Here is a 14,034-nt window from a genome sequence, read left to right on the forward strand (position 1 = left end):
GACTGGATACACACACACCGCAACTGGCCACTGGATCAACGGGGAGGTCGTCACCGCCGGATCCGCCGAAACCACCGCCGTCGTGAACCCCGCGAATGGGGAGATCGTCGCCGAGGTGCCCGCCGGCACCGCCGCGGACGTCGATCGGGCCGTCGCCGCCGCGCGGGCCGCCTTCCCGGGCTGGGCCGCGACGCCGCCGGCGGAGCGCGCCGCCGTCGTACGGCGCATCGGCGCGGGCCTGACGGCCCGGCGCGAGGAGATCGCCGCCGCGATCACCGCCGAGATGGGCTCCCCACTGACCATGTCCCGCACCGCCCAGGTCGGCTTCCCGGTCGCGGTCGCGGAGTCCTTCGCCGACCTCGCCGGCGACTTCCACTGGACCGAGGAGGTCGGGAACTCGCTGGTCGTACGCGAACCGATCGGCGTGGTTGGCGCGATCACCCCGTGGAACTTCCCGCTGCAGCAGATCGTGTCGAAGCTCGCCCCGGCCCTGATCGCGGGCGACACCGTGGTGTTCAAACCCTCCGAGGTTGCCCCGCTGACCGCGCGGATCCTGGCCGAGGTCACCACCGAGGCGGGCCTGCCGGCCGGGGTCTTCAACGTCGTCTACGGCAAGGGGTCGGTCGTCGGCGAGGCGATCTCCGCGCACCCGGACATCGACATGGTCTCCTTCACCGGCTCCACCCGGGCTGGCCGACGGATCTCCGCCGTCGCCGCCGGGACCGTCAAGCGGGTCGCGCTCGAACTCGGCGGCAAGGGCGCCAACGTGATCCTCGACGACGCCGACCTGCCGAAGGCGGTCGAGACCGGGTTGATGATGGCGTTCGCCAACGGCGGCCAGGTCTGCGGCGCCTGGCCCCGGATGCTGGTGCCGGCCTCCCGGCTCGATGAGGTCGTCGAGCTGGCCGTCGAGGCGGCGAAGCAGTACACCGTCGGCGACCCGACCGACGAGGCCACCCGGATCGGACCGATGGCCTCCGAGGCCCACCGGGAGAAGGTCAACGGTTACATCGAGCGCGGCATTGCCGACGGCGCGCGGCTGGTCTTCGGCGGTTCCGGGCGGCCGGAGGGGCTGGAGAAGGGAGCCTACGTCCGGCCGACCATCTTCGCCGACGTCGACCCGTACTCGGTCATCGCCCAGGAGGAGATCTTCGGCCCGGTGCTGACGATCATCCCGTACGCCGACGAGGACGAGGCAGTCGAGATCGCCAACAGCACCGTGTACGGCCTGACCAGCGGCGTCTTCGGCGAGCCGGAACACGCCCTCGCCGTCGCCCGGCGGCTGCGCGCCGGACAGGTCGACGTCAACGGCGGCCAGTGGAACCCGCTCGCCCCCTTCGGCGGCTACAAGCAGTCCGGCAACGGCCGCGAGTTCGGCCACGCCGGTCTGGAGGAGTTCCTCGAAACCAAGGCCATCCAGCGCTGACGACGGGCACACGTCCCGGAGCCACGTCCCGCCCGAGCGGGGCGACGGTTCCGGGACGCCGCTGGCCGGAAGGAATCCCCTGCCATGACAGACCTGTTGACCGACCGCCGGGCGTCCGGCCGTACCGTCGCCATCCTCGCTTTCGCGACCCTCGCCTTCGCCGCGGCGCAGACCGCGATCGTCCCGGCGCTGGGCGCCATGGCCGGTGCGTTCGGCGTCTCTGCCACGGACGTGACCTGGACCTTCAGCACGCACCTCATCGCGGCGGCCGTCTTCACCCCGCTGATGGGGCGGCTCGGCGACATGTTCGGGCGGCGCCGGCTGCTGATCGTCGCCCTGCTCTTCTTCGCGATCGGGTCCGTCGTCGCCGCCGTCGGTCCGGACCTGGCCTGGGTGGTGGTGGGGCGGATCGTCCAGGGTGTCGGCGGCGGCATCTTCCCGCTCAGCTTCGGCATCCTCCGTGAGGCGGTACCGCCGTACCGGGTCGCGAGGTCGGTCGGCCTACTCTCCGCGATCTCCGGCCTCGGTGCCGGCCTCGGCCTCGTCCTCGGAGGGCTGCTCACCGATCAGGTCACGTACCGATGGATCTTCTGGCTCGGCGCCGGAGCGGCCGCACTGTCCACGCTCGCCATCCGGCTGTTCCTGCCGGCGTCGCGAGTGCGCGGCGGCGGGAAGGTCGACGTACCGGGTGCGGCCGTGCTGGCACTGGGGCTGGCGGTGCCACTCATCGCGATCATCCGGTCGAGCCGGTGGGGCTGGGCCGACGCCCGCACGCTCGGGCTCCTGACCGTGGGGGCGGTCACCCTGACCGCGTGGGTCCTGCTCGAACGGCGTACCGTACACCCGCTGGTGCACATCCCGACCCTCGCCCGGCCGACGGTGCTGCTGACCAACATCGCCACTCTCTTCGTCGCCTTCGGGATGTTCGGAGCGTTCGTCCTGCTGCCGCAGATCGCCCAGGCGCCGCCGGGCACCGGATACGGACTCGGCGCGGATGCCACCACGGCCGGCCTGCTACTGCTACCGGGCAGCGTGGTGATGCTGCTGACCGGCCCGCTCTCCGGGATTCTCGGCAAACGGTTCGGCGCCAGGCACGCCCTGATTCTCGGCGCGCTGGTCACCGCGACCGGGCTATTCCTCCTGGCCCGCGACTTCGACTCCCGGGCCGCGCTCCTGGGCTACAGCCTGATCACGTTCGCGGGGATCGGTCTCGCCCTCGCCGCCATGCCCAACCTGGTCATCGAGGCGGTCCCGCCCGCGCTGACCGGCCAGGCAACCGGCGTGAACACACTCATCCGCTCGGTCGGCTCCTCGCTGGGAGCCCAGATCGCCGCCACGGTCACGGCGGCGAGCGCCCTTCCCGGCGCACTGCCCACCACCTCCGGCTACCGCCTGGCCTTCCTGCTCGCCGGAATCGCGAGCGCCACGGCCGCCGCCATCGGCGTACTGATCCCGGGTACGAGTGCGGGTGCGATCAGGGGGTTTCGGCGCTCGTCGTTGCGGACGGAGCCCGCCGCACCGGTTACCTCCCTATCGGACGCGTCGTCGGACCGCTGAGATCGTCACAACTTGCCCCCGGGCTGCGTGGCCGCGCCGTATCCGTGCCCGGCGACGTGGGGCGGGCCCGTTGCCGGGGCCGGCCCACGTCGTCAGCCTGCCTTGCGCACCTTGTAGGCCAGGTGGGTGACGCCGTTGCCCTCGACGACACTCGTTGGCTTCGTACTCCTCGCTGGGGCCCGGCTGCAGGTCCGCCTCGCGCTGGAGGACTGCCGGCACCTGACCCGCCGTTTGGAAGGCGACCTGCTGCGCGCCGGGCACCAGGTGGTCCGGGTGCCGACCCGGCTGATGGCCGCGGCGCGTCGGAGTTCGCGGGCCGGCAAGTCTGATCCGATTGACGCGCTCGCGGTGGCGCACGCGGCGCTGCGTGAACCGGACCTGCCGGTGGCGCAGCTGGACGGCCCGGCCCGGCAGGTGAAACTCCTGTCTGACCACCGCCGGGATCTGGTCGTGGAGCGGACCAAGTTGGTCAACCGCCTGCGGTGGCATCTACACGAACTTGACCCGGGCCTGCAGATCCCGTCCCGAGGTTCGCGCCGCTACTGCGTCATCGACGACCTCAGCTGACCGACTCGCCGGAGCCGAGGGCACGGTGGCGCCACCATCAAGACCGAACTACTGCACCGGCAGCCCTGGCCCACCCGCAAAGCCGCCCGCCAAGCGGTATTCGAATACGTGGAAGGCTGGTACAACACCCGCCGACGACACTCCAGCCTCGGCTACCTCAGCCCCGCCGCCTACGAGGCCACCGGCCTCACCCTGCTACCGGCCAGCAAGGTAGCGTGAGATCACCACACCGACCCTGTCCGTCGAAACGGGTCAAGCCCAACTGGGGTTGCGTCACCCGCTGACGTCGACGGTTCTTGGAACGGGTTGAGTCCGGCCCTCAGATTGACGCTGGATCCGGCCCCCCGATAGTACTCCGGGTCGCTACTTGTAAGAGGACCATGCCGCTGGCGCGGCACCCCGGCTGTCTGGAAGTAGCCCAGAATGGTCTCGCTCACGCCTGGGGCGACTTCCGTCTGAGCGCGAGTCTCTGAATCCTGATCTTCATGCCGGATCCGCGGGCGACGCCTCCTGGCATGCCGAGCAGCGACTGAAGGGAGACCGCCGTGAAGGTCGTGTATGCGCGGGTGGCGGCAATCGATGTGGGCAAGAAAGAGCGTCGCCGCCGCCGAGGTGACTTCGGGGCGCACGTGGACCACGGAGAACCCGATGCCGACCAGAGCGACGATGCCGACCAGTCGGGGCAGGGTCACGCGTCCGAAGACGAGATAGATGCCGTCGATGCTAGGCGGGGACCTGCGCGGTGGCCTCACATTGACGATCACCGTGGGTCGCCCAGGCTAGGACCGCCCGCCCAACGGCGGGCGGTCCCGTCCGTCGAACGACGATGACCGTCGAGAGAGTGTGCACCCTTCGACTGCCCGATCGGAATTGGCTATCAATCTGGGTCCACGGCACAGGTGGGGCAGGCTACGGCTTCAGCACGATCTTTCCTCGCGTGTGGCGGGACTCACTCAACTCGTGGGCAGCGGCCGCCTCTTCCATGGAGAACACGGCAGCGACCGGCACCGTGAAGCGGCCCCGCTCGGCGAGGTCGCCAGCGGCGGCGATTCCTTCGAGAGACGGTGAGTCCGCGCCGGGACCAGAGCCGCGCGATAGGTGCACGCCGTACGCCGCGGCGTTGATGTCTGCGATGCTCACCACCCTGTCCGGGCTTGCGACCAGGCGGACCAGGTCGGGTATAGAGCCAGAGCCGGCACAGTCGAGTACGGCATCTACTCCGCCGGGCATCAGAGCGTCGACCCGCTCGGCCAGCCCGGGGCCGTAGGTGGTCGGGATCGCCCCGAGCGAGGCGACGAAGTCATGGTTGCGGTCGCTGGCCGTGCCGATGACGGCCGCGCCGCGAGCGACCGCGAGTTGGATCGCGGTCGTACCGACCCCGCCAGCCGCACCCTCGATCAACAGCGTGGTGCCATCCTTCACGCCCAGTCGGTCGAGCACGCGCGTGGCCGTCTCGATGTTGCCGGCCGCGCCGCCGGCCTGTTCCCAGCTCAGGGCGGCCGGCTTCGGTGCCCACGCGGCCAGGACGGCGTATTCGGCGTTCGCTCCGCCCATCTGGGCGTAGTCCGTGATCCCGAAAACCTCATCGCCTACCCGAACCGTGGTCACTCCGTCACCGACCTCATCCACCACGCCGGCTGCGTCGACGCCGGGCACGTGCGGCAGGCGGAGCGGAATCCATTCCTGGAATCGGCCGGCGCGGACGTACGTGTCGGCCGGATTGACACCCGAGGCCCGAACCGCCACCCGGATCTGTCCCGGTCCGGCGTGCGGTTCCGGTGCCTCCGAGACCTCAAGCACACTCGCGGGACCATACTTGGAAAATTGCAGAGCCCTCATGCGCAGGGACGCTAACGCACGCTGCTGTCCACCTCGCTAAAGTGAGAGCAGTGACCGATCGTTTGCCTCACACCCTTCGCTCCGACGCCCTGGACAACCGCGAGCGCATCCTCGATGCCGCCCGCGCGGTCTTCGCCGTTGAAGGTCTGGACGTGCCGATGCGGGAGGTCGCACGGCGCGCCAGGGTTGCACCAGCCACCCTGTACCGCCGATTTCCGACCAAGGAGATGTTGGTCACCGAGGCATTCGCAGAGCAGATGTACGCGTGTCGCGCCGTCGTCGACGAGGGCCTTGCCGATCCGGATCCGTGGCACGGCTTCTGTCTCGTCATTGAGAAAATGTGTGAACTGCACGCACGCGATGAGGGCTTTACCGCAGCTCTCACCTCGACGTTTCCCAATGCCGTGGATTTCGACGCGCGCCGCGAATACGCGCTCAGGTCGATCGCCGAACTGGCCCGCCGCGCCAAGGAAGCCGGCCGTCTGCGCCCCGACTTCGCCCTGGACGACGTCATCCTCGTGCTCATGGCCAACAGCGGTATCCACGCGCCCTCGCCGACTGCCAAGGTCACCGCCTCCCGGCGCTTCGCCGCGCTCGCCATCCAGGCATTCCACGCCAGCCCGGATGCCTCGCCGCTCCCGCCCGTGGCGCGGCTGGCGCCCCCAGCATCGGTATCCCGCGGCCAAGCGGGCTAGAGGAGCTCGGCGACGTGGGCGATCTGGCCGCCGGCTAAAACACGTCCCACGCGGTGCCTGTTTCAGCGGTTTCCCATTTCCTCACTTACCGGGGTTCGGCCGCTGATCAGGAGCGCGATCCCGAGGAGTACGGCGACGACGAGAACCGCCACTTGACTTGCGGTATCCGTCGCAGGCATGTGTCCAAGGTGAGTGACGTGATACGCGAAGTGCAGAACTCCGAAGACGGTCCAGGCGATGCCCAGTAGTCGATATCCGATCTGGGAGGGTCGCATGAGCCCGTATGCGCTCGCCGCGCCCAGCGCGAGGTACATGGCGCCGTGGTCGCGGACGAGGTGCTCGTTGTACGGACCGTCCTGCGAGATCCACTCACCCAAGACGGCGGGGAAGTGATGGAAAGACGCCTGCGGGAGGAAGTACGACCACACGCCCACGACACCGGCGATGACCCACGGCCGCGATGAGCGCTGTGCGCTGGAGGCGGCCCACTTGAGCCATTCCGGATCCCAGCTGTCGATCCGTCGTCGCTTCAAGCATGCTGTCCACCTTTCGGTCAAGATCCATTGGCCGGGAGCCAGCCGGTGAGTTTGGCCGGGTTGAGCATGATCCACACGTCGGTAACGAGGCCGTTCTCCACGTGGAAGCTCATGACGCCGGTCACATCGACGGGTCCTACTAAGCCGGCAAGCTCGCGCAGGAACGTGCCGTCGCCGCTGGGTCCGTTCCCTACACCATCGCGCGTGCCGGGCAGTTCCACGAGTTCGCTGGGCAGCTGTTGGCCGGCATGAAGGGCCCTATCGCGGTGCTCCCCAAGACGCTGATGCGGCCCGTCGCGGCCCGCGAGGTCGGCGAACACCTGGTAAACGTCGCGGAGAGCGGGCCGGCCGGCCGCACCACCGACCTCGTTGGGCCGCATGACGAGCGGCTCGCCGACCTTGCCCGCCGCATGCTCGCCTACGACGGGGCACGCCGCAACGTTCCGGAGTTGAGGCTTCCGGGCAGATACGGGAGAGGTCTGGCCTCTGGCTCGCTGCGAGGAAACGAACCCCGACTCCAAGGCAAGATCACCTACGACGACTGGCTGAGAAGCGAGGACCACCAGCCGACAGCTTGACGGCCGGCCGGCTCGGGGTTTGGCCAAGAGTTCGTCGAGGCTGGTGGCGCGGGCGAATCGGCGCACGCCGTCGGGGCCGGTCCGCGTCGGCCAGACCCTGGAATCGCCGCATGAAGAACCGGCACCGCCATTTGCGCACCGTGTCCACGCGCACCCCGTGCGGGGCGGCGTTGGCGGTGTTCGTGGCGCCGTCCACGGCAGTCAGCACGATCCGCGCCCGCAGCACCCGCCGATAGGCACCGGTAGACCGACGCGCCAACCTCACCAGGGCGGCACGTTCATCGGGATCGAGGATGATCGGATACGGGCTCGTCGGGGGGATCGATATGTTCTGCCACCCCACACGCCGAAGCGCCCGCACCGACACGCCGCACAGTGCGGCACCATGGCAGTCGTGGCCAAGACCATTCGTCTCGGGTGTGGCGACGGTGCCTCGCGACGTGGATGTCGGGCACCCGGTGTTCGCTCGCTGATCAGCTGCGCAGGAACGCGAGCAGGTCCTTGTTGACCTGGTCTTGCATAGTCGACGTGATGCCGTGCGGTGCGCCCGGGTAGTAGATCTCCTGCGCGTTCGCGACCAACTGGGCGGTCTTGTGTGCCGAGTCCTTCACAGGGACGATCTGGTCGTCCTCGCCGTGCAGCACGAGCGTCGGGACGTCGAACTTCGCCAGGTCGTCGCGGAAGTCCGTCTCGGAGAACGCCTTGATGCTCTCGTACGCGTTCAGCAGACCGGCCTGCATGCTCCACAGCCAGAACTGGTCGAGGGTGCCCTTCGAGACCTTCGCGCCCGGCCGGTTGGCGCCGTAGAACATCTGCGCCAGATCCTGGTAGAACTGCGACCGGTCGGCGAACAGGTTGGCGCGCAGCTCGTCGAAGACGTTGCTCGGCAGTCCCTCCGGGTTGTCCGGGCTCTGCACCATGATCGGTGGTACGGCCGAGATGAGGACCGCCTTGGCGACCCGCCCGGTACCGTGGCGACCGATGTACCGGGCGACCTCGCCGCCGCCGGTCGAGTGGCCGACGAGGGTGGCGTCGCGCAGGTCGAGCGCCTCGATGACCGCGGCCAGGTCGTCGGCGTACCCGTCCATGTCGTTGCGGCTGCGGGCCTGGCTCGACCGGCCATGACCACGGCGGTCGTGCGCGACCACCCGGAAGCCGTTCTGGACGAGGAAGAGCATCTGTCCGTCCCAGGCGTCCGCGTTCAGCGGCCAGCCGTGGGAGAAGGTCACGACCGGGCCCTCACCCCAGTCCTTGTAGTAGATGTCGGTGCCGTCCTTGGTGGTGATGAAGCTCATCCCGTTGCTCCCCCATGTGTCGAGCTCGTCGCGAGCGAACGACGGCGGCAGGCGCGTCCGAACCGGCGTGTGCCTTTGGGGGCGCCGCCGCCAGAGCAGTCACCCGTTGACCACGGATCGCCGTCGCTCTTTCCGATGCTAGGCACGGATGCGGGCCCAGATGGGCGCTTTACCGGACCGCCGCGCCCATTGGCGCCACCGGACTGGGCCGCGCGTAGCGGGCCGGGCCGATGCCGAGACGGCGCCGGAAGTGGCGGGTGAGATGCGCCGAAGAGGTCACCGCTCCAGTGGACCAGATCAGGGCGGTGTACGTGAGATTCGAGTCTCAGCTCTCGGGATCCATACCGATGCCCGCGTCATCGAAAGTAGAGCCGCACGCCAATGCGGCAGAGCCTCATGACCGGCGCCATCGGGCACTTGACGACAGCCGACACCGAGAACGCGGAGAGCAGCGAGCCCTGACCACTTCGGCCTTCCCTGGGAGGTCACGCCGGATCGCTCGCCCACATCACCGCAGGTCAAAGCCCTCGGCTCCGTCCAGTGCCGGTGAGCACTTCGGGCGCGGTGACCACTTCGCCAACCTGCACCCAATCTGCACCCACCTGCAAGGCATGAACCCTCGCAGGGTCCTTACCGCGGTGACCTGCGGATACTCCCCTACCAGGCGACATAGAGTGCCGTTGGCTGCTGTTCGCTGCCGTTGAGTGCAGTTGTGTGAAGCAGGACGCTGCACCGACTCTGACCTGCAAAAACGAGAAGCCGCAGGCAGGGGTGGGTGCAGTTGCGTGCCGTTGGGTGCCGCTCGGTGCGGTTGAGGGCCGTTCATTGCACCCTGTTGCTCCCAACCTGCTCCCCCAATCCCGGGCTCGTCACGGGGTTCGGGGCTGTCTCTCTAACGGCACCTCTCTTGTCAACCTGCCGGCAGCAGAGAGGTCTCCATGTCGTGGATCATGGTGCGGTAGACGACGTCGGCCAGGCGCCGCTTCAGGCAGCGCATGGCTTCCTTGTGGGTTTTGCCTGCGGCTCGTTTGCGCTGGTAGTAGTCCCGGCCCGGGGTCGCTCGTTTGATCTGGGCCATGGCCATGACATACAGCGCGTAGTTCAGTTGCCGCTTCGTTGGCGTGCACCCAATCTGCTCCCGGTGCAAGGCCCGCCCCGGCTGCAGAGTCGTTACCGCTCTGACCTGCGCGCACTCCCTACCAGGCGACATAGAGCGCAGTTGAAGTAAGTGCAACCCAGTTGAGCACTGCGTGTGAAACAGGACGCCGCACTTCCTCTGACCTGCGGAAACGTGGAGCCGCAGGCAGGGGTGGGTGCAGTTGAGCGCCGTCCGATGCCGTTGGACGCAGTTCAAGCCCGTTCAGGGCACCCGGTTGCTCCCAACCTGCTCCCCCGAACCGGGCTCGCACCGGGCCGCCGACCGTGAGCTGCCAGCCCAGTGCCTTGGCTGGCGCCAGCGCTGGCTCCCGCAGCCACATCGGTCGATTAGGGCGCACCTCACGAACGCCGCGCCTTGTCAGCCGCGTATCGGCATCGTCCTCCCGCCCGTCTCACCCGGCAACCAGCGCTTCGCGGCTATGAGAGTGCGTCCGCACGATCGGCGGCCCCAGCATCGCCGTGCAGCGCACGCCGTCACGCCTTCGTTCTGGCGGGCCTTTGAACTGCTGGAATGCGGTTCGGGTTTGCCACACCGGGTCCAACCCGGAGCGATCCCGGGGTCAAGTCCTTGGAGGCATACGCGAACCGAGATCTGAGCGCGATCGGGGGGAGATGTCCGCGCCCCATCCTGCCGTTGTCGATCTTTCGTGGAGGCGGCCATGGACTGGATCCGGACGAACGTGAGTGCGCTGGCGTTCGCTGTAGTCGCTCTCCTGTTCGCCATACCGTTCGCGGCGCTGAAGGGTGAGGCCGAGGAATGGCGAGTGGCGGTGACCTGGACTGGTTGGGGCTTGACCGTCGGTGGCGGGACTCAGGTTCACCTGGAGACCCTGCTCTGGGATGGCGACCGTGGTCAGGTCGCCATGCAGGAGGTGCCGAACGAGGCGCCGCAGATCGGTCCCGATGAACCCATCTACCTTCCGGGGCAACCGCTCTTCATGGTCGCCGCGCTGGGTGTCCTGGCCGGCGTGCTTGCCAGGATCCTGGCCAGTGTCAAGTCCCGCCCGATGGTCTCCGCGGTAGCGGCGTTCGTCGCAGCGGGGGCCCTTGCGCTCGGCCTGCGGGGCGTACTGCGTCGCTTTGATCCGCCGCCCTACGACGAGGCCATGTCCGCCGTACCGGCCGTCGGGTTCTGGCTGGCGGTCGGCATCCTGGCATTGCTCGGCGTCGGCAATGCGATCGGGGCGTACCGGCTGCGGAGGCGTGGCGAAGCCCTCAAGTAGTTGGTCACCCAGCCAGGGCGCCTTCCACACCACCGCACCCGACGGATCGCCGGAGCACTGGCTCCCTGCGGAGACCGGGCTTGCGGCCCTCCCCCTAGTGGCCCCTGAAACCGACTCGTGGCGAGACGGGAGAGGCGCATGCCGCCGGGGCACGGCCGTATGGGGGCGACACGAAGCTCTGCCGAAAGGTGCGCGGCCGGCAAGGACCAGGTTGGCTTTCATGCTTGCGCACGAAGCATTCCCAGGCTGACTTCTGCTCGAGGGACGCTCAATTCGGCGCGGACGGGAGGGTTGGCGCCGCGACGAGCGCATGTGCGTGCCGCTACCTCGGCGGCGAACTCGACCACTTCGGTGAGGACGGCGCGGTCAGCGGCGGCGAGTGTGCTGCGCCGTTCCGCCTTGAGCAGGTCGGCCTCGCTGAGCGCGGCGAGCATCCCGGCGGTGAAGGCGTCCCCCGCCCCGACGGTGTCCACCACATCTGTATGGTGCGCCGCAACTTCGACTTCGTACCGGCGGGTCGCCGCCCATGCACCCAACTCGCCGAGCGTGACGACCACAACGTGTGCGCCGAGGGCCAGCCACCTCCGCCCCGCCTCCTGGTAGGGGCGGCCCGGGTAGATCCAGTCCAGATCGTCGCCGCTGACCTTGACGACGTCGCTCAAACTGACAAAGGCGTCGATTCTTCCTCGGGCGCCGATCGGGTCGCCGGTCACTGAGGGACGGCAGTTCGGGTCGAAGCTGATCATCGTCGACGGGCGTGCCCGCCGCACCAGTGCCAGCACGTCGTCGGCTCCCGGCTGTAGGACCGTGGCGAGCGATCCGGTGTGCAGGCAATCGCCGTGCGAATCCTCGACCATCTGCCCAGGGAAGGCTTGCCATTCGATGTTGAAGTCGTAGGTGGCCTGGCCCTTGGGATTCAGGTGCGTCGTCGCCACGCTTGTCTGCGCCAGGTTCAGGATCGACTGCTGGCTTAGGCGTACGCCGTTGCGCTCGATGTAGGCGCGGAGCATCCGCCCGTGGGCGTCGTAACCGATCTGCGTCAGCAGGGTGGTGGGCTGACCGAGTCGGGCCAGAGCGGTGGCGACGTTCGCGGGGCTTCCCCCGGGGTACGCCGCCATCGTCCCCGCTGTCTCCTCGATCAGATCCACGAGGGTCTCACCCACGACGGTGATCACGTCTCTCCTTTCTGCATGGCATCGATGCTGTGCCGGGCCGTGGATCAGCTCGTTGCGTGGCCGGGAGTTCGTTCGAGGGTGGTGGCACCGGTCATGATGGCCACCGCCTCGGCCATGGTGTGCGACGACGGGCTGACCACGCCGGCGCAGCGACCCAGTCGTTGGATGTGGATGCGGTCGGCGACCTCGAACACCTGCGGCATGTTGTGGCTGATGAGGATCACCGGGAGTCTGCGGGACCGCAGCTCCTCAATCAGTCTGAGCACCTGGTTGGACTCCTTGACCCCGAGCGCGGCGGTCGGCTCGTCGAGCACGATCACCTTGCTGCCGAAGGCGGCGGCCCGCGCCACCGAGACGGCCTGCCGCTGGCCTCCGGAGAGCGTCTCGACCGCCTGCGCGACGTTCTGTAGGGTGCCGATGCCGAGGTCGGCGAGGGCTTGGGCGGCCTCGCGGCGCATGCCCTTCTGGTCGAGCATCCGGAAGACGGAGCCGAGCGGTCCGCGGCGGCGCTTTTCGCGTCCGAGGAAGAGGTTGCTCGCGATGTCCAGCGCCGGGGCGACGGCCAGGGTTTGGTAGACCGTCTCGATACCGGCGTCCCGGGCGTCCTGCGGGCGCTTGAAGTGCACCGGCCGGCCCTCCAGGAACAGCTCTCCAGCGTCCGGGCCCAGCGCGCCGGTGAGGCACTTGATCAGCGTCGACTTGCCGGCGCCGTTGTCGCCGATGACGGCGAGCACCTCGCCGGGATAGAGGTCGAGGTCGACCCCGTCCAGCCCGACGACCTTGCCGAAGGTCTTCACCAACCCGCGGGCCGAGAGCACTGGCGTACGCTGCGCCGGTTCTGCCGCCGGCGGCCGGCTGCCTGGGCTGTGCGTGGTGGCGGTCATGCTCGCACCTTTCTGATCCACTGGTCGACGGCCACGGCGAGGATCACCAGCAGGCCCACGGCGAGCACCCGGTACTGGTCGTCGACGCCGGCGAGGGAGAGGCCGCTGCGAAAGAACCCGACGATCAGCGCGCCGAGCAGGGTGCCAAGCAGCACTCCCCGGCCGCCGAAGAGGCTGGTGCCGCCGATCACCACAGCCGTGATGCTTTCCAGGTTGGCGTCGGTGATGGCGTTCGGGCTGGCCGCGCCCGCCCGTCCGATGAGGATCCAGGCGGTGATGCCGTAGATGGCCCCCGCAACCAGGTACACGCTCAGCAGCACCCGGTCGACCCGGATGCCAGCGAGCCGCGCGGCCTCCTTGTCGTCGCCGACCGCGTAGACGTGCCGGCCCCAGGCGGTCTTGGCCAGGGCGTAGCCCACCAGCAGGTAGAGGAGCACGACCGCGACGACGCCGAAGGTGATCCGGAACTCGCCCACTGGGAAGGATTCCCCGGTCCAGCTGAGCACGGGCGGCAGATCGGTGGCCTGGACACTCTGGCCGCCGGAGTAGAGCAGCCCGATAGAGGTGAAGACGCTGAGTGTGCCCAGGGTGACGATGAAGGGCGGCAGCTTCAGCCGGGTCACCAGCCCGCCGTTGAGCGCGCCCGCCGCGGCGCCCACCGCGATGGCGAGCAGAACGGCGAGTACGCCCGGCAGCCCCTGTCCCTCGGCCAGTTTGGCCGAGAGCATCATCGCCAGGATGGCGATCGCGCCGACCGACAGGTCGATCCCCGCGGTGAGGATGATGAGTGTCTGCCCGACGGCGAGCGCGCCGATCACGGCCACCTGCTGCAGGACGAGCGACAGGGAGTTCGGAGAGGCGAAGCGGGGGTTGAGGGTGGAGAAGACGACGAACGCGATAACCAGCACGAGGAACGGGCTGATCGCGGGGTGGGCGTGCAGCAGGTGCTGAACGCGTTGCAGCGGTGAGTGCCGGCGCAGCGCGAACTGCTGGGCTGCGCTGGTTGGTGGAGTGGTCGTGGTCACGGGCTGCTCCCTGGGGTGGTCGACGGAGGCGGACGACTGCCCGGTCGAGGGCGCGGGATGCGAGTTCCCGGGCACC

13 protein-coding genes and 2 pseudogenes are annotated in these 14,034 nt (G+C 68.8%); 7 read left to right on the forward strand and 8 right to left on the reverse strand.

Going from position 1 to position 14,034, the window contains the following annotated elements:
• Positions 1-34 precede the first annotated feature (34 nt).
• The 4 genes and pseudogenes from NCC78_RS01235 to NCC78_RS01250 all read left to right on the forward strand — a co-directional run.
• Positions 35-1,426, forward strand: a complete 1,392-nt coding sequence (locus tag NCC78_RS01235; RefSeq protein WP_250791253.1) for an aldehyde dehydrogenase family protein — start codon at positions 35-37, stop codon at positions 1,424-1,426.
• A gap of 84 nt (positions 1,427-1,510) precedes the next feature.
• Positions 1,511-2,983, forward strand: coding sequence for an MFS transporter (locus NCC78_RS01240; protein ID WP_250791185.1), 1,473 nt, complete (start codon positions 1,511-1,513; stop codon positions 2,981-2,983).
• A gap of 201 nt (positions 2,984-3,184) precedes the next feature.
• A pseudogene (locus NCC78_RS01245) lies at positions 3,185-3,490 on the forward strand (IS110 family transposase); the annotation flags it as partial.
• 93 nt (positions 3,491-3,583) lie between these two features.
• A pseudogene (locus NCC78_RS01250) lies at positions 3,584-3,769 on the forward strand (IS3 family transposase); the annotation flags it as partial.
• 690 nt (positions 3,770-4,459) lie between these two features.
• On the opposite strand, the gene NCC78_RS01255 reads toward NCC78_RS01250, so the two are convergent.
• Positions 4,460-5,389, reverse strand: a complete 930-nt coding sequence (locus NCC78_RS01255; RefSeq protein ID WP_250791186.1) for an NADP-dependent oxidoreductase — start codon at positions 5,387-5,389, stop codon at positions 4,460-4,462.
• A gap of 50 nt (positions 5,390-5,439) precedes the next feature.
• Between NCC78_RS01255 and NCC78_RS01260 the strand changes: the two genes are divergently transcribed.
• Entirely contained in the window at positions 5,440-6,084 is a 645-nt protein-coding gene (locus NCC78_RS01260) for a TetR/AcrR family transcriptional regulator (RefSeq protein WP_250791187.1), read from the forward strand.
• 62 nt (positions 6,085-6,146) lie between these two features.
• On the opposite strand, the gene NCC78_RS01265 is transcribed toward NCC78_RS01260, so the two are convergent.
• Complete coding sequence (locus NCC78_RS01265; RefSeq protein WP_250791188.1) at positions 6,147-6,617, reverse strand: hypothetical protein; 471 nt, start codon at positions 6,615-6,617, stop codon at positions 6,147-6,149.
• A gap of 20 nt (positions 6,618-6,637) precedes the next feature.
• On the reverse strand, positions 6,638-6,841 hold the full coding sequence (locus NCC78_RS01270; protein WP_250791189.1) for a hypothetical protein: 204 nt from the start codon (positions 6,839-6,841) through the stop codon (positions 6,638-6,640).
• Between the two features lie 18 nt (positions 6,842-6,859).
• Here NCC78_RS01270 and NCC78_RS01275 point away from each other — a divergent pair, with 18 nt between their 5' ends.
• The gene (locus NCC78_RS01275; RefSeq protein WP_250791190.1) at positions 6,860-7,198 is read left to right on the forward strand and encodes a Rossmann-fold NAD(P)-binding domain-containing protein; all 339 of its coding nucleotides are present in this window, start codon (positions 6,860-6,862) and stop codon (positions 7,196-7,198) included.
• A 473-nt stretch (positions 7,199-7,671) separates the two neighbouring features.
• On the opposite strand, the gene NCC78_RS01280 is transcribed toward NCC78_RS01275, so the two are convergent.
• Both NCC78_RS01280 and NCC78_RS01285 read right to left on the reverse strand, forming a co-directional pair.
• The gene (locus NCC78_RS01280; RefSeq protein ID WP_250791191.1) at positions 7,672-8,493 is read right to left on the reverse strand and encodes an alpha/beta fold hydrolase; all 822 of its coding nucleotides are present in this window, start codon (positions 8,491-8,493) and stop codon (positions 7,672-7,674) included.
• A gap of 910 nt (positions 8,494-9,403) precedes the next feature.
• On the reverse strand, positions 9,404-9,577 hold the full coding sequence (locus tag NCC78_RS01285; RefSeq protein WP_250791192.1) for a hypothetical protein: 174 nt from the start codon (positions 9,575-9,577) through the stop codon (positions 9,404-9,406).
• Positions 9,578-10,310: 733 nt separating this feature from the next.
• On the opposite strand from NCC78_RS01285, the gene NCC78_RS01290 reads away from it, so the two are divergent.
• Complete coding sequence (locus NCC78_RS01290) at positions 10,311-10,874, forward strand: hypothetical protein (RefSeq protein ID WP_250791193.1); 564 nt, start codon at positions 10,311-10,313, stop codon at positions 10,872-10,874.
• A 218-nt stretch (positions 10,875-11,092) separates the two neighbouring features.
• Here the strand turns inward: NCC78_RS01290 and NCC78_RS01295 are convergent, their stop codons facing one another.
• The 3 genes from NCC78_RS01295 to NCC78_RS01305 are packed head-to-tail and all read right to left on the reverse strand — an operon-like array spanning position 11,093 to position 13,958.
• The gene (locus tag NCC78_RS01295; protein WP_250791194.1) at positions 11,093-12,049 is read right to left on the reverse strand and encodes a carbohydrate kinase family protein; all 957 of its coding nucleotides are present in this window, start codon (positions 12,047-12,049) and stop codon (positions 11,093-11,095) included.
• Between the two features lie 44 nt (positions 12,050-12,093).
• Positions 12,094-12,933: an ATP-binding cassette domain-containing protein gene (locus tag NCC78_RS01300; RefSeq protein WP_250791195.1), complete on the reverse strand. Its 840-nt coding sequence runs from the start codon at positions 12,931-12,933 to the stop codon at positions 12,094-12,096.
• On the reverse strand, positions 12,930-13,958 hold the full coding sequence (locus NCC78_RS01305; RefSeq protein ID WP_250791196.1) for an ABC transporter permease: 1,029 nt from the start codon (positions 13,956-13,958) through the stop codon (positions 12,930-12,932). The genes NCC78_RS01300 and NCC78_RS01305 overlap by 4 nt, the downstream gene beginning before the upstream one ends.
• Positions 13,959-14,034 lie beyond the last annotated feature (76 nt).

It is taken from the genome of Micromonospora phytophila, from assembly GCF_023656545.1.
GTDB classification, from domain to species: Bacteria; Actinomycetota; Actinomycetes; order Mycobacteriales; family Micromonosporaceae; genus Micromonospora; species Micromonospora phytophila.

Excerpts from the sequence above, each read along its gene's own strand:
- NCC78_RS01240 (WP_250791185.1), top strand. The coding sequence starts at position 1,511 with ATGACAGACCTGTTGACCGACCGCCGGGCGTCCGGCCGTACCGTCGCC.
- NCC78_RS01255 (WP_250791186.1), bottom strand. The coding sequence starts at position 5,389 with ATGAGGGCTCTGCAATTTTCCAAGTATGGTCCCGCGAGTGTGCTTGAG.
- NCC78_RS01280 (WP_250791191.1), bottom strand. The coding sequence starts at position 8,493 with ATGAGCTTCATCACCACCAAGGACGGCACCGACATCTACTACAAGGAC.
- NCC78_RS01285 (WP_250791192.1), bottom strand. The coding sequence starts at position 9,577 with ATGGCCATGGCCCAGATCAAACGAGCGACCCCGGGCCGGGACTACTAC.
- NCC78_RS01290 (WP_250791193.1), top strand. The coding sequence starts at position 10,311 with ATGGACTGGATCCGGACGAACGTGAGTGCGCTGGCGTTCGCTGTAGTC.
- NCC78_RS01300 (WP_250791195.1), bottom strand. The coding sequence starts at position 12,933 with ATGACCGCCACCACGCACAGCCCAGGCAGCCGGCCGCCGGCGGCAGAA.